Raw genomic sequence first — 21,391 nt, forward strand, 5'->3', positions numbered from 1 at the left:
ATCAACACGCCAGGCAACAGAATTCAAGGGGACAGATGAAGTTCATCGGCGCCGGTGCCCGCCCGGGCCAGCCGCAGATCGACCACGATCTGGTCTTCACCGTTCCCAACTTCCTGACCGTGCTCCGCTTCATGGGCGTTCCGGTGTTCGTCTGGCTGGTCCTTGGGGCCCGGGAATACGGCTATGCGGTGCTCGTTCTAGCCATCATGGGCAGCACCGACTGGATCGACGGGTACGTGGCCCGGCGCTTCAACCAGGCGTCCCGCCTGGGCCGCATCCTCGATCCTGCCGCCGACCGCCTGGCACTGATCGCCGTCGCCGTCACGCTGGTGATCGCCGGCGTCGTCGAGTGGTGGTACCTCGCCGCTCTGGTAGTCCCGGACGCAATCCTTGGCTCGGTCTCCCTGTTCTATTTCCGCAGCCACCCCGACCTCCCGGTGAGCCGGATCGGCAAGATCCGCACCGCGCTCCTGCTCCTGGGCGCCCCGCTGCTGCTGCTGTCCAAGCTGTCCTTCCCGGTCTCCGGCGCCAGCTTCGTGCTGGCGTGGATCTGCCTTGGCCTGGGCTTGGCCGGCCACTGGATCGCGGCCTGGAACTACTTCTGGGCGATCCGCCGGAAGGGCCGGGAGTTGCGGGAGCAGGATGCCAAGAACGACGGCGGTCGCGGCTGATGGCCTGGTTCGCGGTCCTTCTCGCCGTGCTCAGTGCGTTCTGCATGGCTTTCGGCGCGCAGCGCCAGGGCAGCGCCGTCAAGGCCGACACCGGCGGACTTGCCTTGAGTTCCAACGGGTTCCTGCGCCTGCTGCGCAACCCGCGCTGGGTGCTCGGACTCCTGCTGCTGTGCGCCGGGATGGCGCTGAACGCCGTCGCATTGGTGACGGCACCTTTGACAGTAGTCCAGCCGATCGGTGCGATCGCGCTTGTGATCACCACCGTGGTCAATGCCAGGGACCAGGGCCTGAGCATCAACCGCGCCACGGTGGTGGCCATCACCGCCTGCGTGACCGGCTCCGCCCTCTTCGTGCTCCTGGCGGTCAATGTCACCCAGGAAAACCACCACGTCAGCGGCGAGGACGAACTGACCATCGTGCTGCTGCTGGCCCTGGCGGTAGGCCTGTTCGGTGCGCTGGCCGTGCTGTTCAAGCACCGCATGAGCGCCTTCGTCTACATCCTGGGCGCCGGCGTGCTGTTCGGCTTCGTGGCGGTGCTGACCCGGATCATCGGCAAGCACCTGCTGGACCCCAACGGCATGTTCCTGCTCAACGTCTCGCCGTACTCCGTGGTCGCGATCGCGGCGGCAGGGGGCCTTGGTTCCTGGTTCGTCCAGAGTGCCTACTCGAGCGGCCCGCCGGACCTGGTCATCGCAGGGCTGACCGTCGTTGACCCGATCGTGGGAATCGCGATCGGGATCACGATTCTTGGTGAGCTTCGTCCCGATGTCCACGCCGTAATGGCAATCGCCATGGCCGCGGCGGCTCTCCTTGCTATCGTGGGGGTTATTGCCCTGAGCCGGCACCATCCGGAAGTCACCAAGCGGAAACGGGACGCCAAGGCGGCCTCCGCGCGGAAAGCCTAGGGCAAGCTTCGCGATTGCTCCGCCACATGCGGGCAGGCGGCGAAGGCACCGCGAGGCACAGCTTCCCGTGGTGTTCACACCGTGACAAACAGGAGTTCTCCACGTGACCATTCCCGGCAACACCAAACCCCTCACCATCCTGATTGCGGCAGACACCTACCCGCCGCACGTCAACGGTGCAGCACAGTTCGGGTACCGGCTCGCGAAAGGCATGACCGCGCGGGGCCACAACGTCCACGTGCTGGCCTGCCGCCAGGACAAGGGAAAGAGCTTCACGGAATTCCGCAACGAAGCAACGGTGCACCGGCTCCGTTCCCACGGAGTCTGGACGCACGAGTACTTCCGGATCTGCTTCCCGTGGGAGATCAAGAAGGAAATCAGCCTGCTGTTCGACAAGGTGCAGCCGGATGTCGTGCACATCCAGAGCCACTACATGATCGGCGAGCATGTCCTGTATGAGGCCGTGAAGCGTGGCGTCCGCATCGTGGCCACCAACCACTTCATGCCGGAGAACCTGAATCCTTTCCTGCCGTTCCCGCAGTGGTTCAAGGACATCATCGGCCGCATCTCGTGGAAGGACATGGGCAAGGTCATGGGCCAGGCCGATGTCGTCACGACGCCCACCCCGCTGGCCGCCAAGGCGATGCACCAGCATGCTTTCCTCCACAAGGTGCTGCCGCTGTCCAACGGCATCGATTCCGCGGCCTATGAACTGCAGCCGGGCGAGGTCATAGAGCCGCACGAGCACCCCACGGTGCTCTTCGTCGGCCGCCTCGCCGAGGAGAAGCACGTGGACGTGCTGATCGACGCCGTCGCCAAGACGCCGTCCGAGCTTAAGGTTCATCTGCAGATCGTCGGCGGGGGAGAGGTACGCCCTGCCCTCGAAGCCCAGGTGGCCCGCCTTGGCCTGCAGAGCCGCGTGAAGTTCCTGGGCCTGGCCAGCGACGAGGACCTCCGCAAGGCGTACATCCAGGCCGACATCTTCTGCATGCCCGGCACGGCCGAACTCCAGTCCTTGGTCACCCTCGAGGCGATGTCCGCTTCCACCCCGGTGCTGCTTGCCAACGCGATGGCCCTGCCGCACTTGGTCCGCGACGGCGAAAACGGCTATCTCTTCACGCCCGGCGACAGCAGCGAGCTGGCCGCCCGCATCACAGAACTGCTGCGCCTGCCCAAGGACGAGCTGGACGCGATGGGCAAAGCCAGCCGCGAAATGGTGGAACCGCACAGCATCCAGGGAACCCTGCAGACCTTCGAGGACCTCTACCGCGGAGCGGCTTACGAGGACAAGGCACTCTAGGATCCCGGGAACGCAAAGCGCGCGTGCTTGCGACTAGTATTGCTAGAGTGCTTTCGGCCGGAGGGCTGCTGATTCCAGCAGGGTTTGCGGCCGTCACGGGGCTATAGCTCAGCTGGTTAGAGCGCGGGACTCATAATCCTAAGGTCCTCGGTTCAAGTCCGAGTAGCCCTACGCAAACGGCCCCGGAATCTCAACGATTCCGGGGCCGCTGCTGTATCAGGGTGTTGGATCTGGTGGCCTATCTGGTGGCCTATCCGAGTTTCCGACGCCGGAAATCCGCCATGCTTACCACCCCGGCAGCCGGTTCGGGGACCGCCTTAGGCTCTGGTTCAGGCTCGGGGGCCGGCGGTTTCTCCGGAGCCCAGTACTGCTCCTGCATCCTGGTCGCGACATCTTTCTTCATCTCGTCCAGGACGTGCTGGTACTTCTTCAGCATCGAGATCTGGGACCAGCCCATGATCTCCATGACGACCCGGGGATCCACGCCCATGAGCAGCAGCACGGTCGCCGCCGTGTGCCGGCCGTCGTGCACCCTCCGGGCGTCAACCCCGCAGGTGCCCAGGAAGGTGTGCCACTTCTCCCGCAGCACGCCGGGATCGATCGGCGAACCGTCCCGCTGGCAGAACACCAGGTCCAGGCGCTCGCCGTTGGCGCTCGTGAAGCCCCGCCACCGGGGGCCTTCTTCCTGCCTAATCTGGTTGCGGCGTTTCAGGCGCCTGCGGAAAGCGGCTGCCAGCGGCGCTGGAAGGGCCACGCCGCGGCTTCCCGCGGCACTCTTGGGCTTCCCCACGTAAATGCCCCCGCCGTGCCTCTGTGGGCAGTTTCCGCCCCGCACGCGGCCGCAGGTGGGCGGGCCCGATTCGGCGCAGCCGTGCTGCCACGTGCGGCGGTGCAGTGCCCTGTCGATCACGATCTTGTCCGCGTCTAGGTCCAGCCGGTCATCCGCCAGCGCTAGGAGCTCGCCGGAGCGCGGGCCGAAAGCGAGAAGGAACATCCACATGGCGCCGTCGTCCTCGTCCGCTTCGGCGGCCCGGATCAGCTGCTTGGCCTTGGCCGGGGTGATGATCTTGGCGTCGTAGTCGGCCGGCCGCGGCGCATCCATCATCGAGGTTGGGGAGACCCCCAGTCGGCGGCGCTGAACAGCAACCTTGAGGGCGCGGGCAATGATGCGGTGCAGCTGGGTGATCGTCGTCTCGGAAACCCCGACGGCAGGCTGGCCGCCCACGGCTGCCGCCTTCCCCTGGGTGCGCATGAACTGATAAGCGCGCTCCAGGTCTTCGGGCTGCAGCTTGTCCAGGCGCTTCTTTCCGAGCGGCCTCTCCCGGACCCACTTCCGGATGTAGCCCTTGTACCCGCCGTAGGTCGTCGGCCTGACTTTCGCGATGTTGTCCAGCCAGAACTCCATCCAGTCCGCGAGGGTCACGGCGCCGCCTGCACGCAGCACGCCGTCTTCCTTGTCGCGGAGAGCTTGGCGAAGCGTCCTGTTGGCTTCGGCGCGGGTTGCCCCGTACACCGGCCGACGCTTCCGCTTGCCATCGGCGCCGGTACCGAGATCCACCTCGGCCCGCCAGCGGCCGTCCGGCAGCTGGTACGCCTGGGCGCCGTCACCCTTCGGCCTTCGCCTTTTCGATTCCTTGTTCTCGGTCATGGCTTCCCCTCCATGGTGTGATGCGTCTAGGGCCCTTGGCGGTCGGGCCAAGCGCTCGCGATGGTGCGGTTAGGGTTGTTGAAGCTCGACGCTCAGGAGGATGTCCCATTCGTCTTCGGTGAGGTGGTCGATGCGGTCTTGGAGGACGTCAGGAGTCACCCAGAGTTCGTCGGCAAGCTCGTGAAAGGCCCGGGCCCAGGCGAGGGCTTTGGCGAGGTGGTCCAGATGGATGAGACGTCGCGCTGTCTCGGCGTTTACGATCGCCTCGACGGTGGCTGGTTGGCAACCGATATCCCGCCGTTCGAGGTGGACCAGTTCGTGCGTGAGCGCGCAACGTCGCTCGACCTGCTGTTGACCACGGTTGAGCCAGATCAGATCGGTGCCGTTCGTTCTTCCGCGGGCGCCGTCCGGCATGTCCACCCAGGACAGCCGGACGTGCTCAAGACTACGCAGGGACCCCCACGGATCGAATCCCCCAACATTCGAATGCATGTTCGAAAGGGTAGGGGAAGCGCTGGTTACTGTCTAACGAGCCGAGTACCCGATCGTAACGAGATCTAGTGCTTCGTACACGAGGCGTTTCTGTTCGGACGCGGGGTATGCGACAACATCCTCGATATCACTCCAAATGTCTTGGGCCGCTTCCAGGGCCTCGATGCCGGAATCGCTGCGGGGCTCTTCATAAACGACTCTCAGCTGGACATCGCGGGGTACGGTCAGGCGAGGGCGCCCTTTGACCTCCAGGCTTCCGCCTCTGCTTCGGAGTCGACCCATGTGCCCGGCCCAGGCCTGGATCTGGGTGGAAACCTGCTCCATGTCTTGCAGGTTGAAGGACCAGGCGTTGGTGATTTGCTCGACTTTGTCGTCGGTGACTGCAAAGCCAGCTGTGCGATGTGCGGCCCCGACATTGATCTGCGGCCTGGTATGGATGGCAGCATCGAGCCCTACGCGACGGAATTGATCAACGACGTAGGAATTGATCCTTGTTCCAAATTGGGGCCGGCTTCTGGGCTGTGGATCAGCAACGAGATGCTCGAAGAGCATCTCAATTCCCGCCTGAGAGCTTTCGGCAACGATTGGATAAGGGGCTGAGATCTGGACGGCGTTGTTTAGCCGACCTGAGAGGCGGGCAACGATTGCGGCGCTGATGTTCTCGCCGCTGTCGGCAAGCGCAGACAGGGCCGGCTCCGAACTGAGGAGGCGTGCCGCGTTGAGGCGGGCCACCATGCGCTCGAATTCGCGCAGCCAATAGCTGGCTACAGCCGGATCTCCACCGAGTCGGGTTGCGCGGCGAAGATTGCCAACGGACCGAAATGCCCAGTCGGCGCCGTCCTGGCCAACGAGAAGGGCAATGTTCACAAACTCCCCACGGATGGGATCCGGGACGTAACGGACAACCCAGTACTGGTAGAACATGGTCACCTCCCTCGTTTCCTTGTCTTGTCGGCGTTCGAAGCTTGTGTCGCGAGTGCTCGCATACGCTCAGCGATGTGGGTTCTTCTAGTGTGGAGCCACCAAGCCAAGCACTCAAGCAGGCTGTCGGGGACTCCCCATGCTACGGGCACGCTGGCGACGACGTCTATGAAGTCTGCCACGGTCAGTTCCTCAAGACGGAGCGCGACCTTGAGAAACGTATTTGCATCCATACCCCTGACTGACCGCGGCCAGTCGCTCCAGCGGTTCACGAGCTGCGCGTAATCGGACTCGCTCATTGCTCCAGGTTCGCCGCCATTGGTCCAGAATCCGTGATCGAAGGACCACACTTGATGATCGTTCGCGTGGTCGTAGAGCCACTGGCCATCTTCGCCGAGGAACAGCTCCCAGAGGGCGATGAACTTGGGCTGGCGCCGGTTGTTGCCGTCCCTGCCGACACTGTCGAGAACCTCCCTCTCTGCACAGTCATCGAGAAGCAGCGAACCGTGTGCGACGCCAGCTTGGATGCCCGAACCACTTAAGCGCGGGTCGTGGGTCAGCCACTCAGGAACATCAACGAGTACCGACTCGCGCATAGGGGCATCGATTTTGTCGGCCATCGCAGCGACCACGCGTTCAGAAACCAGTGAATCTAGGCCATGCTGGTTGCCCGGGTACTTGACCCAGAACCTGCGGCCGTCCTGCGCCACACCTAGGAAGGGTATAGATCCGCTGGACGCGACACTCGCTACGGCGAATATCGAGGTCTCCGGACCGGGCCGTGCTTGGCCGCTCAAAAGTCCCGCCCATGCCTCTCGGCGGGTGTAGTCAATAGATCCAGCGTCCCCCATGATTCTTTGCTATTCCTCGCTGCCCTGTGACTCTTCGCCCCGGTCTGCCCATTCCTGGTCCCGGCGCCGCTGCGATTGGTGGGGGGCGCCGGCAGCGAGGTCCTGCCAATTGTCTGGCAGAGGGATGTTCCCGTTCTCGTCTTCGTCTGGGTGGTTCACGGCGCGCAGCCGGCGCTCGCCGGTCTTCTGTCCAGCGCCATGGTCACCGGGCTCGGGGTTTTCGCCTGCGGCGTCGGCTGGCTGTTCGAGGTCTTCGGTGTCACTCGCATCGGCGTTTTTCTCCAGATCCACGAGGACCCGCGCCATTTCGATGATGACCCTCCGCGACTTAGGCGAAAGGCTATCGACGCCAGGCGGCAGGTCGTCGGCAAACGGTGGACCGGGGACGGGTTGTCCCGCGGCCGTGAACGCAACCTGATCGCTTACGCCAGCCAGCCAAGCAACGGCCCTGAGGGTATCCGCGCTTGGAATGGACTTATAGGTGCCGGCCTTCAAATGGTTGATCGTCGTTGTAGTGATCTTGAAGCCGTGCCCCTGCGCCATGAAGGCAAGCTGGCGGCCGGAGGTCTGGTGTCGCTGGATGGCCAGGTCCACGAGATCCCGGACGGTCTTGGGTTGTTTCACGACGCCAACACTCCCTTGGTGCTTATGACTTTTGTAAGTGCGAGATACAGACATACATACAAGTAACTAAGTCATCTTGCCAGCTATCAAAGGGGAATCGTCGCCTGTGGGCTTTACAAGTAGTGACGAATGGTGCACACTCTACTTGTAATTCCAAACAAGGGAGAGTAAAAATGAGTCTGCAAGTAGCAAGGCGCCGCGCGCCGCTCGTTCGTAAGGAGACATGGATGAAGGTCAAGGACCCCGCCATGATCCGTCGGTGGCGGAAGCAAGAGCATCTGTCGCAGACTCAGCTGGGCTTCCTGGTCCGGCGCTCGCAGACCACCATTCACCTACTTGAGACTGGCGGAATGCGAACGCTCTCCGAGGACCTTGCTCTGGCGATTGCGGCCCGTCTACGTGTCCCCTGGGAGGACCTCTTTGAACTCCAAGAGCATGAAGTCGCGCCTACTGTTACGAATGATGCACACTCCATTCGTTCGATTCGCCCGCATCACAACAGCCGAAAGGCATCGGCATGAGCCGCGGCCACAACAAGGTGTTCGAGGCTAAACAGGCAGGCCATTGGATCGAGAAGGGCGATCGGCCCCACCGCGTGGAGCTGTGGCGTTGGAACGACGAACCGGTCAGCTTGGCCAGCTTGGTCTCGGGGTACGACCTCGAGGTGGCCCAGTTCCCGGTCGAGGACCTGGACGTGATGATCGGCCTGCTTCAACAGGCGAAGGCCGCGCTCGCGGGCCTCACAGATTCCGGTGCGGCGGCACCTTCCCCCGCTGCCGTCGCACCGGTTACCCCTCAGGAAAACGAAGGGCCCTCAGCTGCTGCAACAGCTGAGGGCCGGTAGAACCAACTAGGAAGGAAGTTCCATGGGAAGCGTAACAAGATTCCCCGTCCCGGGTCAGCCTGAGCAACCGCCAGCGACCGAGGCCATCCGCCTGTACACGGTGAACGAAGCGGCCGATCTCTTGGGCGTGTCCGAGTTCTTCGTCCGGTCTCGTATCGAAGACGGCAGCCTGCGTTCAGTGGACCTGGCCACGAACGTCCGGAAGAAGTTCCGTGTCCGCGCCGACGACCTGAATGCCTTCATCGATGCGCACACCGAGGGCGCCGCATGATCCGCAACGATGCGACAGACCTGCTGCCCCGGAACCTGTATTTCGACGCCGTCGATCGGCAGATGTACACCGAGGGCTATGCATCGAAGATCATCCCGACGGAGCAGGGGCGACGGCACAAGCTGCTGCAGAACCTGATCAAGGACGCGGAGCAGATGATCCACGCGGCCCGGGCCGCGTACCACTTCGACCGCCCGGGAAACATCGAGCTGGTGCTCCCGCAGATCGCCGACACCTTGGACGATCTCACGAAGCATGTCAGGAACTTCATTGCGGACGTCGAGACCAGTGCCGATCGCTACCGGCGCGTGAACGCCTCGATATACATCGGGGACGAAGCCGAATCGACGCCGGGCGCCGACGTCGGACCCGAGCCCGACCCCGACACCGAGGAGTCAATCCTGGCCGCAGCTGCGAAGGCCGCGGCGCCCAAACCCGGGCCGGGCGTCGTGCACGTCGCGGTCTTCAACCCGGGCATGTCCGCAGCGGAGCAGCTCGAAGCGATCGACCGCAAGATCACCCGGAAGGCGGCCAGAAGATGAGCAAGGCACGAGTGAAGCGGTTCGCCGTCGTGCAGCCCATCAACCACCGCCCCTTCAAGGAGCGCGCGGATCTGCACTACCGGGACAACGGCGAGCTGACCGCGCAACTCACGACGTTCGCGCGTCGGAAGTGGCCGCACCCGCAGCGGGTGGCCATCGACGTGCACGCCCAGCAGATCTTGGTGGACGGCCGGCACGCAGCGAACTACTCGCTGCACGAGTACCGCGGTCCCGCAGACCTCACCGAGGCGCTGCCCGGGGTGGGAGCGTGAGGCGCCCATCGGCGCGGGTCGGCCGGAATCGCCGCCGCGTCTGCCTCTACACCACCATCGGCCTCGCCGGCAGCCTCATGGTTTTCGCAGCGCCGAACCTGAACGGGCTCTACTTGGTCGGCGCGCTGCTGCTCCTCGCGGCCTGCGGCGGCTTCGTCCTCGACTCCGACGCCCACGCATGAGCGACCTCGATCATCGGCTGCTGCGCCTCGAGTGGGGACTCCGCGGAACAGCCTGCATCCTCTTCGCCTGCTTCACGCTCCAGTGGGCGCTCTTCACGGAAGGACTTTCATGACCAGACACGACGGCGGCGCCCCACCCGGCACCGCACCAGCAACCCCTAGCGGGGACGCTGTCCCGGACTTTGCTCAGAAGGCCCAGGAGAACGCCCACCACGAGGAACCCATCACGGAACAGGTCTGGCTCGGCAACGAGCCTGCCATGTCCTCGTGCTGCGGTTCGTCCCCGGCAGCCTCGGCCGATCGCCTCCTCCGCATCGAGCGGACCACCCGCCGCGCCCTCACCGCATTCGAGAACGGCGAGTTCGCCGCCGGCGCCCACCATCTTGAGAACGCGCTCAGCCTCGCCTCGCTGCACCGCGCTCTCGAACTGACCACTGAAGGACTCAAGCTATGACCACCAGATTCGCCGAGCTGCCCATCGCGCAGCTGGAGATCCACCCGAAGAACGTCAGAAGAGACGTCGGCATCGTGACCGACCTCGCGAACAGCATCAGCGCCCAGGGCATCATGCAGCCCTTCGTCGTCGCCCCCGTCCCGCCGGCGCCCGGCATCCCCGAACTGAATGGCCGCTACGTGATCATCGCGGGCCACCGCCGGCACGCCGCCGCGCAGCTCGCCGGCATCGACATCGTGCCCTGCGTGATCCGCGAGGACCTCGACACCGAACCGAAGCAGCTCGAAGCGATGCTGGTCGAGAACACCCAGCGCACCGACCTGACCCTCATGGAAGAGGCCCGCGCCTATCAGGCGATCCTCGACTTCCCCGGCTACAACCTCAAAACCGTCTCCAAAGCCGTGGGGCGCTCGCAGAAGCTCGTGAAGGACCGGGCCAAGCTGACCACAATCCCGAACGCTGCGGCCGAGAAACTCGACGCGAAGCAGATGACCTTGGAAGAGGCCATGGTGTTCGCCGAGTTCGCCGACGACGAGGTAGCCACCCAGGAACTGCTCCAGAATCATGGCAGCTATAACTGGCGGTACACCGTTCAGCGGGTCACTGCTGACCGCAAGGCCGCTCAACAGATTGTCGAGTCCAGCGCGAAGCTGACCAGCCTCGGCGCCACAATTATCGACCGTCCCGAAAATTTCTACCGCAATGACTCAGGATGGGTCGCTGCCCGCTCGTATGAGGACTTCGAGAACTTCACCACTGAGCAGCACATCGCGGCCGGCCACAGCGCCGTCGTTGACCGCGAAACACGCGGTCTTGTCCTCTGGGTCATCCCCGAGGACCAGGCGCCCAAGCGGCAGGAAGAGCCGGAACCCGTGCTCACACCGGAGCAGCTCGCCGAAAGGCAGCGCCGGGAGGAGATCGACGCCGGCCTCGAGATCGCCGCGCACGTCCGGCACGAACACCTGAGCGCCCGGGTAATGGAACCGACCGCCGAACTGCTCGAGCACGTGCGCGAAAACAAGATGAAGCAGCTCGTCAAGGGACTCCAGCCGTCCGAGCTTGAGCACTACCTGAACTTGGCCAAGGACTCGAAGCCGGCCACGGTCCGGGAGCACCTCGAGGCGCTCACCGCGAACCAGCTCGATGTCCTGCAGCTGATCGTCGGCAACTGGTACCAGGAGCAGGAAATGCTCAGCGCCACAGGGTGGGGCCCGAGCAGCTACGGCTCGGACTACGCCAAGGGATGGCGGGAAAAGGTGACCGGCATCTTCGGCTACGAGCTCTCGGACATCGAGCGCCAGGCGATCGAGTACGTAGCCGAGAAGCGCGCAGCCGAAGCAGCGCAGCGTGAGGCAGCGGTGACCGAAGACGCCGACGAGGCGGAAGGCGAGTGGGAGGACGAAGACGATGAGTAAGCCAATCGCACACGTTACGGACCTGCCGGAGCGAAAGGCCTCGCCGTCAGACCCCTTCGACGTCGGCGCCGAAGGCAGCTACCCGCGAGCCGGTGTGAGAAGACAACCTGATGGCCGCTGGCGGCTGACGTTCTGGGACGGCCCTGATGTGTTCCACGTAATAGACGAAGACCAGAGGACCTACCCCGACCGTTACTCAGCTTTCAGCATCGGCTGGCTGAGGATCAAGGCGCACCGCGATGCTGGCACCCGGCTGAACGGCATGGCCGCGTGACCGCCACGCTCACCCGGGCACACGTCTTCCGCAACAGGTGGAGCGAGGCCCGGATGATCACCGACGCGCTGCGGTCCCGCGCCCGATACCTGAACCGGCGCCTGCAGGACCCGGCCCTGGGCAGCGACGACAGAGCCCACTACGAGCGCCGTCTCAGGACCACCGACGCCGAGCTGTCCGAAGCCCGCGCCAAGGAGGCCGCCGCCTGGACAGACATCAGCGCAGAAGACAAAGCCGCCGCAGCCAACCAAGCCGCCGCCCGATACAAGGACCGCCACTGATGCCCGAAATGTTCGACCCCGATCAGAACGCGCTCGCCGCGCTCCGCAGCACCCCGAGATCCGTCAAGCGGTGCGAGTCCTGCAACGGTCCGCTCAACGTCCTCACGGGCGAGTGCAACTGCTCCGCCTGAGCGCCAGCCGCTCGCTCTAGTTCTCCCCAAACTCTCACCAAAGGAAGGACAGATAGTTGATCCTCACAGTCAACACGCTGGACTTGCGCCAGGCGCTGCAGTCGGTAATCCCGCATTGCGCCGACCCGAAGGACTCCGCGGCGCACGCCGTCGTGCACTTCACCGCCACAGATCAGAACCTCCATGTCACCGCCTGCAATATGTACACCCTCGGGCACGCCGTAGCGTCCGTCTGGGAATCCGAGGGCCTGACTGGCGACGTGAACACGGATGCCTTCAACCTGCCGGTCGATGTCGCGAAGGAACTGCTCGCACTGTTCAAAGCACAGAAGAAGCAGCCGGAGGATGAGATCGGCGACTCGCTGCGCCTGACCATCACACCGAATGCCATCACCGTCCTCGACGTCTCAGGCCTGTTCCCCGGGAAGGAACTCACGATCCCGCAAGGGGACAGCGCCGAGTATCCCGTCGGCTTCGGCCGCCTCCTGATCGAGGCAGTCCTCGCCGACCACCGCGTGCCATCCCGCCTCGCGACATCCGGCGCGATGATCCGGATCTTCGCCGCAGCGGCCGCCGCCTACGGCGAACCGCTCTCGATCGAACCGACGGCCGACGAACGCCGCATCCTGGTCAGCTGCGGCGAGTCCTTCCTCGGCCTCCTGATGCCCCTCAGATCCACCGACGACAGCGCGCTCGCCGCGCAGTTGACCGCGCACCGCGAGGGCTGGCTGAACCGACTGCCCGAGATCACCCACGCTGGCGGCAGCCTGACCGTGAACAAAGACGAAGACCCCGCGTCGGCCGTCGAAGCCGCAGCCGGTGACTTCCTCCGCACCGCCCAGACCTCCGGTGTAACCACCATCGAATTCCGGCCAGCAGCCCGCCAGCAGGCGGACTCCGACGCCGAGCTGGTCCGCCAGGCCGCCGAGCTCGTGATCAACACACAGTTCGGCTCGACGTCGATGCTGCAGCGCAAGCTGCGGGTCGGTTTCGCGAAGGCCGGCTACGTCCTCGACCGACTGGAGCAGGCCGGCGTCGTCGGCCCGGCCCAGGGCAGCAAGGCCCGCGACGTCCTGATCAAGCCTGACGATGCCGCCGCAGCGCTCGCAGCCCTCGGAGGAGGCGCATCATGACCGCGGCCGACATCGCTCAGCTCGCCGAACGTGCGCCCATCCTGGCGGCGAAGCTACGCAGGCTCACACCCGAACGACTCGCAGCGATCTTCAACCCGCAGGAGCCCGCCGCATGAAGGCCTGCGACTGCGATGCGGCCCGCCGGAATGCACGGGCCCGGCACGAGATCAGACTGGCCTGGGGCAGCGGCTCCACCGACTTCCGCAGGCTACTGGCCATCCTGACCGACCCGGAAGAGCTGGGCGACGAGGAAGCAGCAGGGAACGACGCCACGCCGGAAGGAGATCATGTTCTTCCAGGTCGATGACCAGTTCCACGTCAACCAGAAAGCAAAGGAGCTCGCCCGCAAAGCGCTCATGAACGACGTCCGCGGCCTCGCCGCCGTCGGACTCTGGACGATCACCGGTTCGATGTGCCAAGCGGCGCTCACCGACGGCGTCACCACGGTGGAAGACCTCGTATCGATCACGCTGAACCACGCAGTAGCTATTGAGCTCGCAGGCCTCCTGGTCTCCGCGGGGCTCTGGCACGCGCCGGGTCACGCTTGTGAACGATGCCCGCAGGTCACCCCGGGAACGTACCTCTACCACGACTGGTTTGCCCTGAACTACGACAAGGGCGAGCAGGTCAAGACCAAACGGGCCAAAGCCAAGGAACTCAAGGACCCGAACCTGATCGCGGCCGTCTGGGCACGCGACTGCATCGACGACCCGGCAAACCCCGCCGTCGGTCTCTGCCGCTACTGCCAGACCGAAGTCCGCCGCCAGGACCGCAAGTCCGAGATCCGCCCCGAAATGGACCACGTAGACCCGCGCAAGGCCTGCGGCGTCCGGAACGTCGTCCTTGCCTGCAACAAGTGCAACCGCACCAAAGCGACCCGCACACCTGAACAGGCCGGCATGACCCTGCACCCCGCTCCGCGCTCGCAGGAGCCCGCCCAGGACGCCGAGGACGTCTCGCCCGCGCTCGCGGTCGCTGAGGCTCCTCAAGCGCCGGCAGGCCCCGCACAGCCGAACGTGGTGCAGATCAGGCCCGCGGATCAGGCTGATATCAGATCCGGACCCGGGCTGAAATCAAGGGAAAAAGCTATCCCCGTGGGCGCGCGCGTGGGCACGCGCCCCGGTGGGGCAGGGCAGGGTGGGGTACCCGAAGGGTTAAGAGACGGGGTTACGCAGACTGAACACACCCCCAGACCTTCCAGAAGACGGGGTAAGCGAAGAGGACGAGGAAGGAACACCCCTGCTGCCTCTGGGCAGCAGGAACCTAAGGCAGGACAGAACCAGAACACGCTCAGGTCTCAGCACGATGCAGGGGAGGCCCCCGAGGTCTCAGCACCCGGCCGATTCGGATCGCCCTGGCACGGATGGAGCGGTAAGCCTTCCGACGTCACCGAGACCACTTGCTATGACCACAACGAAGAACAGCCCTGCTGGAAATGCTCGGAGGAGAGCGCGTGAACACGACCGATGAAGAGTACAAGTACCGAGTCAGCGCCGGCATCGACTTCGAGCTGGTCCCGTACCGTGTAGCCGTCCTGCTGACCGACTACCAGCCCTTCTGCATGTACCACGCCGAGGCCCCTGTGCATGCTGTTCGGAAGACCCATCTGTGCCCGGCCTGCATCGCCGACCTCACCAGGGCCTTCCGCCTGATCGCTGACAACTGGAATGGGCTGCAGGATGGTCTCGCCCGTGCCGGCCGAGCTGCTTCATCCGAGCGGGTGGGCGGTTCCGCTGATCCTTCCATTGGGCCGCTGCCGATCAACACCGACGTATCCGACGCGATGGGTCTCGCCCGCGCTGCCATCTGGTCCACGGTCGGCCAGCTGGTCCAGGACCGTCCGGAAGTCCGGATGCCCGAAGATCACAGCACCGATGTCCTTGCGGACTGGATCGCTAGACGCCATATCGACTATCTGGCATCGCACCCCGCCCGGGAGCATCTCCACTCGGTGTTCTCCGACGTCGGCGCCGCGGCCCTGGCTGTGCGGGATCAGGCGTACCAGTGCGCTCCGGTCGAGGTCGAGATGAAGCACAGCCATTGCCACCAGTTCACCGACGACACCGCCGGCGGTCGGGTGCCGTGTCCGGGTCAGCTGGTCGGCGTGCAGCTGGCGAACGGCCGGCAGGTGGTCGAGTGCAGCGCTGACCCGCTGCACCGCATCCCGGCCGATGCCTGGTTCCAGATCCAGACCAAGAAGGCTGCCTACCGAAAGCGGGACATCGCCCGGCTGCAGCGGAAGTACACCAGGAGGAGGGACGGTAATCAGTCGTTGGCCGGGTCGTAGCTCAGCTGAGTTGAGAATTTTTCGTGCTTGCGGCCGCCAACTGCTATGTTCCCGACGATGTAGACGATGGTGATGCGGGGGTGCGGGCTCAGTGCCTTGCTCAGCTGCAATACCTCGCGACCGTTCGATTCGACGGTGGAGGGGAAGTCGAGAACAGTGGTTTCTCCGAAGCCGCTGTTCAAGTGCAGCTCGCGGATGTTCGCGAATGTTGTCCCTGCGTTCGAGATGATCAGCGACTTACCGTCTTTCCCGACTTCAACCCCAAGCTTCACGGCATCGCGCTTGTCCATCTTGTGCAGGCGCCAGGCGTTCCAGATACCTACGGCCAAGGCCAGAATGCTAATGAAGAGGGGTCCGAGATCTTTCAAGTCCATGAGAGTAGATCCTAGGTGCGACACGCCGCAGCGGTGATCCTCCCGGAGGATGCTTGACAATCGGGATAAGTTATCCGGTGAGCTGGTGTTCTGCACCTAGCCGCCGAAACCAAGAGCCTCGACCGCTAGTCGGCCGGGGCTCTTCCCGTAACTGCTGCGAGCTGAGTCCATGCCCCGTTCGTTGAAGAGGCCGTGCACTTCCCCTGGCTGTCCGAGGTTGGTGGCATCGGGCCGGTGCGATGAGCATCGGAAACAGGCCGAAGCGCACCGCGGATCGGCTGCTGATCGTGGATACACAGGCGCCGGGCATCTCCAGTTCCGTGAGGAAGTCTTGGCGCGAGACCCGATCTGCGTGTTGTGCATGCGGAGACCATCTCAACACGCTGACCATCACCCGGTGTCTCGAAAGGGACTGATAACGCTGGGCTTGGACCCTGACAATCCCAAACGGGGTCGCGGGCTATGCGGTGTCTGCCACGCGATCGAAACCGCGAAAAACCAGCCCGGAGGATGGAACCGACCCCAGTGAAAGGCGGCGTGTCCCTTGACTTGGCGCGGTTTCAGGGGGTGGGGGAGACCCCTTCGGCCTACCCGGACAGTACCGCCGGGGAGGGGAATGCGTACACCCGCAGGTTAGAGCTTTTTGATCAGGGGGTGCCCGATGTCTGGACCGATTGGACGCCCGGCGCTGGCAATTGTGCGCGAGGGAAACCCCGGACACCGGCCTGTTCCGGACTCCGCGACGGTGCCGCCGGCCGACTTCCCGGAGCCTGATTGGTCGACGGAACTGCCGGAAGCGAAGGCGCCGAAGAAGCCCGTTGCGCCGGAGCGCGAAGAGGAAGAATCCATCGAGCACTTCGTGCAGCGCGAGTACCGGTACGAGAAAAAGCTGGCCGAGTACGAGATGCGCCGGCAGGCAATCAACGGCACCAGGTTCGTCAAGCGCCGCGCCGCGGCCGAATGGGCCCGCGTGGTGCCGACGCTGCAGAACTCGATCGGCCTTGGCAACCCCGATTATTCGGTGGTGGTGGACATGTGTATCTGCGTGGCCCGCCTCGAGTGGTGCGAGCACGAGATCGCCCGCGAGGGCTTGATCGTGATGGGCCAGCGGGGGCCGTGCAAGAACCCAATGACGACGATCGCCGGGCAGTACCGGACCCAGCTCAAGACCTACATCCGGGAGCTGGGCCTGTCGCCGGCCTCCCGGACCGGCCTGCCGTCCAAACCCGACGGCGACGACGAGGACGATCCGTTCGACTGAGGATCATGGCCGGCTGATCGGGTGACCGCTACCCGTCTGGAGGTCCAGTGCTCGCCGACTTCGACCCCGACCGCCTGCCAGCACCGTACGACGCGCTGGTGGAGCTCGGGATGAGTCACGAGCAGATCGTTGAGGCCGCCGGCAAAGAGCCCTTGGTCGTGGCTTTCCAGGCTGACCAGCAGCCGGGCGCTTGGTTCGACGTCGAGCGGGCACGCAAGGCGCTGCGCGCGATCGGCACGTTCAAGCACACCAAGGGCCGCTGGGCCGGGACCCGGCTGCGCATTGGCGAGGGCTTGGCGTCCTGGCAGGTTGTCTGGGTCATGGCCCCGGTGTTCGGCTGGGTCTACCATGACGCCGAGATTGACCGCGTGGTGCGCGTGATCCGTTCCGTGTGGATCGAGATCCCGCGTAAGAACGGCAAGTCCACCTTCGCGTCCGCGATCTCCGGAGTGCTGCTGCTGGCCGACGGCGAGATGGGCGCCGAGGTCTACAACGCGGCCGGCTCGAAAACGCAGGCCGAGCGCGTGTTCGACGACGCCAAGCAGATGCTCATGACCTCCCGGGCCGCTGCCCGGAAGATCGAGCCGCTCAAGGATGTTGTCCGGGCGCCCAAGACGAACAGCATCCTGCGGGTGCTCTCCCGCATCGCCGAGACGGCGCACGGCCTGAACGTCTCCGGCGCGAGCATTGATGAGATCCACACGCTGCGCCTGCAGCGCAAACTCATCGAAGCGATCGAGACCGGCGTCGGCGCCCGCGACCAGCCGCTCATCCTGTACATCACGACGGCGGATGAGGCCGAAGAGGGCACCCCGTACGACGAGAAGCACCAGTACACCCGCAACTGTGCCCTGGGCATCGTGAAGGATCCCAAGTTCTACGGCGTCATCTGGGCCGCGGACGAAAAGGACGATCCCTTCGCGGAGTCCACATGGCACAAGGCGAACCCCGGCTTGGGAAACTCCCCGACTCTGGCCTACATGCGGGACCAGGCGAACAAGGCGCAGGCTTCCCCGTCGCGCCTTCCCGCGTTTCTCCAGCTGTCTCTGAACCGGCGCTCGCCGTCGCAGACACGCTGGGTGGACATGAAGCGTTGGGATGCCCTCCGGAAGTCCTCCAGGACCCCGCTGCGGGGCCGCAGGGCGTGGGGCGGCCTTGACCTCTCGGCGACGTCGGACTTCACGGCGTGGGCCGTGTGGGCTCAGTCGAACCGGCCCGGTTTCGAGCTGGAGCTCTTCACCCGTTTCTGGGTGCCGGAAGAGCGCGTGGACGACTTGCAGAAGCAGCTGCTGATCCCGCTGCGGGACTGGATTGACCGCGGCTACGTCACGGCCACCGAGGGAGACGTCATTGACTACTCGGCGGTGAAGGCCGCCGTGATCGGTGACTGCAAGCACTTCGACATGCAGCGCATCAGCTATGACCGCATGTTCGCCGGCCAGCTGGTGCAGGAGCTGGACGAGGAACTGAAGGGCGTGGACATCGTCCCGGTGGCCCAGACCTTCTACGGGCTGTCGCCGGCGTCCAAGGAGATGGAACGCCTTTGGCGGGCCGGGCAGATGGGCTGGGACGGCAACCCCTGCATGCGGTGGATGGCCTCGGTAGTGGACATCAAGACAGACGACCTGGACAACATCCGCCCGGTGAAGCCGGACCGGAAGAAGTCCAGCTCTCGCATCGACGGCTTCCAGGCCGCAGTGACCGGGATGGACGGCATTGTGCGCACGTCCGTGGCAGAGCGAAGCACGGTGATTCACACGGGAACGAGCACGAGACGGAGGTGAAGGCGTGGACCTGGAAGAAGCCAAGCGGGAAACCGAACGACTGAGCAAGGAACTACTCGCGCGGCGCCCAAAGATCTCCAAGCGGCTGAAGTATGCCAAGGGCGAGATCGGATCGCTGAAGTTCGCTTCGAAGAAGTTCGCCGAGTACTTCGATAAGCAGTACGAGAGCTTCTCGGACAACTGGTGCATGCCTGTGGCGCAGGCTCCGGCAGAGCGCATGAACCTCATGGGCATCCGCCCCTACGGGCGTCAGTCCGGCGTGGACTCTGACCTTGAACGGGCCTGGCTGTCCAACGACGCCGACGCCGGTTCCTCTGAGGCCTTCCTGGTGATGGGCATTGCTTCGCGTTCGTATTCGCTGGTGCACCCGGCCGGCAGCCCGGACGGAATGCCAAGGGTGACCTGGGAGCACCCGGAATCAGCAATCGTCGACACTGACCCGGTGAGCGGCGTGGACCGGTCAGGCCTTGTGACTTGGGCCGACGACAAGATGGACTACGCCCAATTCTCCACAGCGGAGTGGGTGTTCAAGTTCCAGCGCTCCAGTGCTCAGGACCGCCATGAACGCCAGGGAGCGCCGGTGGACCTTACCGGTGGGTGGGAGTTGCGCGAAGGCGTTGAACCGATGCCGAACCCGCTGGGCGAAGTTCCGCTGACGGAGCTGCGCAATCAGTCCCTGCTGGATGATGAACCGATCTCGGACATTGACGGCGTCAGTTCCCTGCAGGAAGCGGCCAACCTCGTCTGGGCTTACCTTCTCAACGGACTTGACCAGGCGTCACTTGCCGCCCGAGTGGTCACCGGAGCGGACCTTCCCAAGACCCCGATCCTCGACAACTTTGGCCAGGTCAAGGGCTACGTCGACATCGAGCTGGACGAGCTGATGAAGGAACGTATCCTCTGGCTCCCTGGCAAGGACGTCGAGATCAAGGAATGGACAGCCGCGCAGCTGGACGTTTTCACCAAGGTCATCGAGAAGATCGTTGAGCACATCGCCGCCCAGACCAGGACGCCCCCGCATTACCTGGTGGCGAAGATGGTCAACACGGCGGCGGAGTCCTTGAACATCGCTGAGGCCGGCCTTGTCTCCAAGACCAATGAGCGCATGCGATTCGCAGGCCGCGGAATGCGGAAGACCTACAGGCTCATGGCCAAGGCCATGGGCGCCGACGAGCGCCGGCTGCGCGCAATCGGCGCCGGCAAGATGGTGTGGGCCAACGCCCAGTACCGTTCCGAAGCTCAAATGGCCGACGTCGCCACGAAGTACCGTGCGGCAGGATTCCCGCTGGAGTACATCGCGGAGAAGCTGCTGGTGGATCCCGTCGAGGTCCGTCGCGTCATGAAGATGGTCGAACGCGAACGGCGTCTGGATCCTCTGGCCGCAGCGCAGTTTGCGATGCAGAGCGGTATTCCCGATGGCGCAGCTGCTTGAGCTCGCGGACCGGCACTACGCCTACGGCAAGGAACTGCAATCCTCGGCCGCCGGCAAGCTACTCTCGCTCTGGCGGGGCGTGGACCGCCGGCACATCTTCGCCTCCTGGACCGAAGCCCTGCCCGAAGCGATCGCCGTCGTCACAGCAACCCAGCTGGCCGCCGCCGAAGACGGAGCCGCCTACATGGCAGCCGCGCTCGCCGAACAGTCCCTCGACACGAAGGGCCGGGCGGTGAACCCGAAGGCCTTCGCCGGCCTCGCCTACCCGCTGGACGAGAACACGCCTCCGATGGACCTCGCCGGGGTCCTGGTATCCCCGGCCTTCACCGCTCTTCAAGGGTTGCGTGGCGGCATGGCCCCGGACCGGGCCATGAGTTCCGGGCTGTCCAACCTCATGTTGCGCTCGCAGATGCAGGTATCGGATGCGGCCAGGAACAGCGGCAGCGTCGTGATGAGCACGCGGAGGAAGCCCGCGGGGTATGTGCGGATGCTGAACCCGCCGTCGTGCTCGCGCTGCGCGATCTTGGCCGGCCGCTGGTACCGGGCCAACCAGGGCTTCCGCCGGCATCCGGGGTGCGACTGCAGGCACATCCCGTGCGCTGAAGACGCAGCGGATGACCTGACCACGGACCCTTACGAATACTTCCGGTCCCTGCCAGCGGCGGAGCAGAGCCGGATCTTCACCAATGACGGCGCCCGGGCAATCCGGGATGGGGCCGACATCTACCAGGTGGTCAACGCCCGCCGCGGCATGTCCACCAGCGCCGGCGGTTCCCTCGTCACCACCGAGGGGGTCACCCGGCGCGGCAACTGGGGCGGCCAGCAGCAAACCCGTGACCGCAAAGGCACGGAACGCTACGGCCGTTCCATCCGGCAACGCATGATGCCGGAAGAGATCTACAAGCGGGCCGGAAACAACCAGGAACGGGCGCTCAGCCTGCTCCAGGAGTACGGCTACATCACCCCGGCCGGCCAAGCGCCGGGCGGGGCAATCGTCGGTGGTGCCCGGGGTTTCACGGGCCGCTACCGCACCGGCTGACCG

27 protein-coding genes, 1 tRNA gene and 1 pseudogene are annotated in these 21,391 nt (G+C 64.7%); 23 read left to right on the forward strand and 6 right to left on the reverse strand.

The window, feature by feature from the left end; all coding sequences use genetic code 11:
* Positions 1-35 precede the first annotated feature (35 nt).
* From ACN9M4_RS06540 to ACN9M4_RS06555, 4 genes are all read left to right on the forward strand, one after another.
* Positions 36-671 carry a CDP-alcohol phosphatidyltransferase family protein gene (locus tag ACN9M4_RS06540; protein ID WP_426302737.1) on the forward strand — a complete coding sequence of 212 codons (636 nt, stop codon included), beginning with the start codon at positions 36-38 and terminating at the stop codon, positions 669-671.
* Positions 671-1,576 (forward strand): DMT family transporter, encoded by a 906-nt coding sequence (locus tag ACN9M4_RS06545; protein WP_426302738.1) that lies wholly within the window; start codon positions 671-673, stop codon positions 1,574-1,576. The genes ACN9M4_RS06540 and ACN9M4_RS06545 overlap by 1 nt, the downstream gene beginning before the upstream one ends.
* 103 nt (positions 1,577-1,679) lie before the next feature.
* Complete coding sequence (locus tag ACN9M4_RS06550; RefSeq protein ID WP_426302739.1) at positions 1,680-2,876, forward strand: glycosyltransferase; 1,197 nt, start codon at positions 1,680-1,682, stop codon at positions 2,874-2,876.
* Between the two features lie 97 nt (positions 2,877-2,973).
* Positions 2,974-3,047: transfer RNA gene (locus tag ACN9M4_RS06555), tRNA-Ile, on the forward strand.
* A gap of 79 nt (positions 3,048-3,126) precedes the next feature.
* Here the strand turns inward: ACN9M4_RS06555 and ACN9M4_RS06560 are convergent.
* The 5 genes from ACN9M4_RS06560 to ACN9M4_RS06580 all read right to left on the reverse strand — a co-directional run bounded on the left by ACN9M4_RS06560 (position 3,127) and on the right by ACN9M4_RS06580 (position 7,412).
* On the reverse strand, positions 3,127-4,524 hold the full coding sequence (locus ACN9M4_RS06560; RefSeq protein ID WP_426302740.1) for a tyrosine-type recombinase/integrase: 1,398 nt from the start codon (positions 4,522-4,524) through the stop codon (positions 3,127-3,129).
* A gap of 69 nt (positions 4,525-4,593) precedes the next feature.
* Complete coding sequence (locus tag ACN9M4_RS06565; RefSeq protein WP_426302741.1) at positions 4,594-5,016, reverse strand: ImmA/IrrE family metallo-endopeptidase; 423 nt, start codon at positions 5,014-5,016, stop codon at positions 4,594-4,596.
* A 33-nt stretch (positions 5,017-5,049) separates the two neighbouring features.
* Entirely contained in the window at positions 5,050-5,940 is an 891-nt protein-coding gene (locus ACN9M4_RS06570) for a DUF3037 domain-containing protein (protein WP_426302742.1), read from the reverse strand.
* Between the two features lie 2 nt (positions 5,941-5,942).
* Positions 5,943-6,788, reverse strand: coding sequence for a HipA family kinase (locus ACN9M4_RS06575; RefSeq protein WP_426302743.1), 846 nt, complete (start codon positions 6,786-6,788; stop codon positions 5,943-5,945).
* A 9-nt stretch (positions 6,789-6,797) separates the two neighbouring features.
* A complete protein-coding gene (locus ACN9M4_RS06580; protein ID WP_426302744.1) occupies positions 6,798-7,412 on the reverse strand; it encodes a hypothetical protein in 615 nt (204 codons plus the stop codon).
* A 227-nt stretch (positions 7,413-7,639) separates the two neighbouring features.
* Between ACN9M4_RS06580 and ACN9M4_RS06585 the strand changes: the two genes are divergently transcribed.
* The 15 genes and pseudogenes from ACN9M4_RS06585 (at position 7,640) to ACN9M4_RS06655 (ending at position 15,498) form a co-directional block, all read left to right on the forward strand.
* On the forward strand, positions 7,640-7,933 hold the full coding sequence (locus ACN9M4_RS06585; RefSeq protein WP_426302745.1) for a helix-turn-helix transcriptional regulator: 294 nt from the start codon (positions 7,640-7,642) through the stop codon (positions 7,931-7,933).
* Positions 7,930-8,256, forward strand: coding sequence for a hypothetical protein (locus ACN9M4_RS06590; RefSeq protein ID WP_426302746.1), 327 nt, complete (start codon positions 7,930-7,932; stop codon positions 8,254-8,256). Before ACN9M4_RS06585 ends, ACN9M4_RS06590 begins: the two co-directional genes overlap by 4 nt.
* 22 nt (positions 8,257-8,278) lie before the next feature.
* Positions 8,279-8,527, forward strand: coding sequence for a helix-turn-helix domain-containing protein (locus tag ACN9M4_RS06595; RefSeq protein WP_426302747.1), 249 nt, complete (start codon positions 8,279-8,281; stop codon positions 8,525-8,527).
* Positions 8,524-9,069 (forward strand): hypothetical protein, encoded by a 546-nt coding sequence (locus ACN9M4_RS06600; protein WP_426302748.1) that lies wholly within the window; start codon positions 8,524-8,526, stop codon positions 9,067-9,069. Before ACN9M4_RS06595 ends, ACN9M4_RS06600 begins: the two co-directional genes overlap by 4 nt.
* Complete coding sequence (locus ACN9M4_RS06605) at positions 9,066-9,341, forward strand: hypothetical protein (protein ID WP_426302749.1); 276 nt, start codon at positions 9,066-9,068, stop codon at positions 9,339-9,341. The genes ACN9M4_RS06600 and ACN9M4_RS06605 overlap by 4 nt, the downstream gene beginning before the upstream one ends.
* Entirely contained in the window at positions 9,338-9,523 is a 186-nt protein-coding gene (locus tag ACN9M4_RS06610; protein ID WP_426302750.1) for a hypothetical protein, read from the forward strand. Before ACN9M4_RS06605 ends, ACN9M4_RS06610 begins: the two co-directional genes overlap by 4 nt.
* Positions 9,524-9,632: 109 nt before the next feature.
* A complete protein-coding gene (locus ACN9M4_RS06615; protein ID WP_426302751.1) occupies positions 9,633-9,977 on the forward strand; it encodes a hypothetical protein in 345 nt (114 codons plus the stop codon).
* Entirely contained in the window at positions 9,974-11,392 is a 1,419-nt protein-coding gene (locus ACN9M4_RS06620; RefSeq protein ID WP_426302752.1) for a ParB/RepB/Spo0J family partition protein, read from the forward strand. Before ACN9M4_RS06615 ends, ACN9M4_RS06620 begins: the two co-directional genes overlap by 4 nt.
* Positions 11,385-11,666 (forward strand): hypothetical protein, encoded by a 282-nt coding sequence (locus tag ACN9M4_RS06625; protein ID WP_426302753.1) that lies wholly within the window; start codon positions 11,385-11,387, stop codon positions 11,664-11,666. The genes ACN9M4_RS06620 and ACN9M4_RS06625 overlap by 8 nt, the downstream gene beginning before the upstream one ends.
* The gene (locus ACN9M4_RS06630) at positions 11,663-11,947 is read left to right on the forward strand and encodes a hypothetical protein (RefSeq protein WP_426302754.1); all 285 of its coding nucleotides are present in this window, start codon (positions 11,663-11,665) and stop codon (positions 11,945-11,947) included. The genes ACN9M4_RS06625 and ACN9M4_RS06630 overlap by 4 nt, the downstream gene beginning before the upstream one ends.
* Positions 11,947-12,078: a hypothetical protein gene (locus ACN9M4_RS06635; RefSeq protein ID WP_426302755.1), complete on the forward strand. Its 132-nt coding sequence runs from the start codon at positions 11,947-11,949 to the stop codon at positions 12,076-12,078. The genes ACN9M4_RS06630 and ACN9M4_RS06635 overlap by 1 nt, the downstream gene beginning before the upstream one ends.
* 905 nt (positions 12,079-12,983) lie before the next feature.
* Positions 12,984-13,199 (forward strand): annotated as a pseudogene (locus ACN9M4_RS06640) (DNA translocase FtsK); the annotation flags it as partial.
* A 124-nt stretch (positions 13,200-13,323) separates the two neighbouring features.
* Complete coding sequence (locus ACN9M4_RS06645; RefSeq protein ID WP_426302756.1) at positions 13,324-13,518, forward strand: hypothetical protein; 195 nt, start codon at positions 13,324-13,326, stop codon at positions 13,516-13,518.
* On the forward strand, positions 13,499-14,668 hold the full coding sequence (locus tag ACN9M4_RS06650) for an HNH endonuclease (RefSeq protein WP_426302757.1): 1,170 nt from the start codon (positions 13,499-13,501) through the stop codon (positions 14,666-14,668). Before ACN9M4_RS06645 ends, ACN9M4_RS06650 begins: the two co-directional genes overlap by 20 nt.
* Positions 14,665-15,498: a hypothetical protein gene (locus tag ACN9M4_RS06655; RefSeq protein WP_426302758.1), complete on the forward strand. Its 834-nt coding sequence runs from the start codon at positions 14,665-14,667 to the stop codon at positions 15,496-15,498. Before ACN9M4_RS06650 ends, ACN9M4_RS06655 begins: the two co-directional genes overlap by 4 nt.
* Here ACN9M4_RS06655 and ACN9M4_RS06660 read toward each other — a convergent pair.
* Positions 15,477-15,872, reverse strand: coding sequence for a hypothetical protein (locus tag ACN9M4_RS06660; protein WP_426302759.1), 396 nt, complete (start codon positions 15,870-15,872; stop codon positions 15,477-15,479). The two genes, ACN9M4_RS06655 and ACN9M4_RS06660, sit on opposite strands and share 22 nt — an antisense overlap.
* 661 nt (positions 15,873-16,533) lie before the next feature.
* Here ACN9M4_RS06660 and ACN9M4_RS06665 point away from each other — a divergent pair.
* Genes ACN9M4_RS06665 through ACN9M4_RS06680 form a run of 4 tightly spaced genes read left to right on the forward strand, consistent with a single transcriptional unit; the run spans position 16,534 to position 21,388 of the window.
* Positions 16,534-17,133 carry a phage terminase small subunit P27 family gene (locus tag ACN9M4_RS06665; protein ID WP_426302760.1) on the forward strand — a complete coding sequence of 200 codons (600 nt, stop codon included), beginning with the start codon at positions 16,534-16,536 and terminating at the stop codon, positions 17,131-17,133.
* Positions 17,134-17,180: 47 nt separating this feature from the next.
* On the forward strand, positions 17,181-18,917 hold the full coding sequence (locus tag ACN9M4_RS06670; protein WP_426302761.1) for a terminase large subunit: 1,737 nt from the start codon (positions 17,181-17,183) through the stop codon (positions 18,915-18,917).
* Between the two features lie 4 nt (positions 18,918-18,921).
* On the forward strand, positions 18,922-20,349 hold the full coding sequence (locus tag ACN9M4_RS06675; RefSeq protein ID WP_426302762.1) for a phage portal protein: 1,428 nt from the start codon (positions 18,922-18,924) through the stop codon (positions 20,347-20,349).
* A complete protein-coding gene (locus ACN9M4_RS06680) occupies positions 20,333-21,388 on the forward strand; it encodes a hypothetical protein (RefSeq protein ID WP_426302763.1) in 1,056 nt (351 codons plus the stop codon). The genes ACN9M4_RS06675 and ACN9M4_RS06680 overlap by 17 nt, the downstream gene beginning before the upstream one ends.
* Positions 21,389-21,391 lie beyond the last annotated feature (3 nt).

The sequence above is a fragment of the Arthrobacter sp. R-11 genome (assembly GCF_049913155.1).
Classification (GTDB): Bacteria; Actinomycetota; Actinomycetes; order Actinomycetales; family Micrococcaceae; genus Arthrobacter.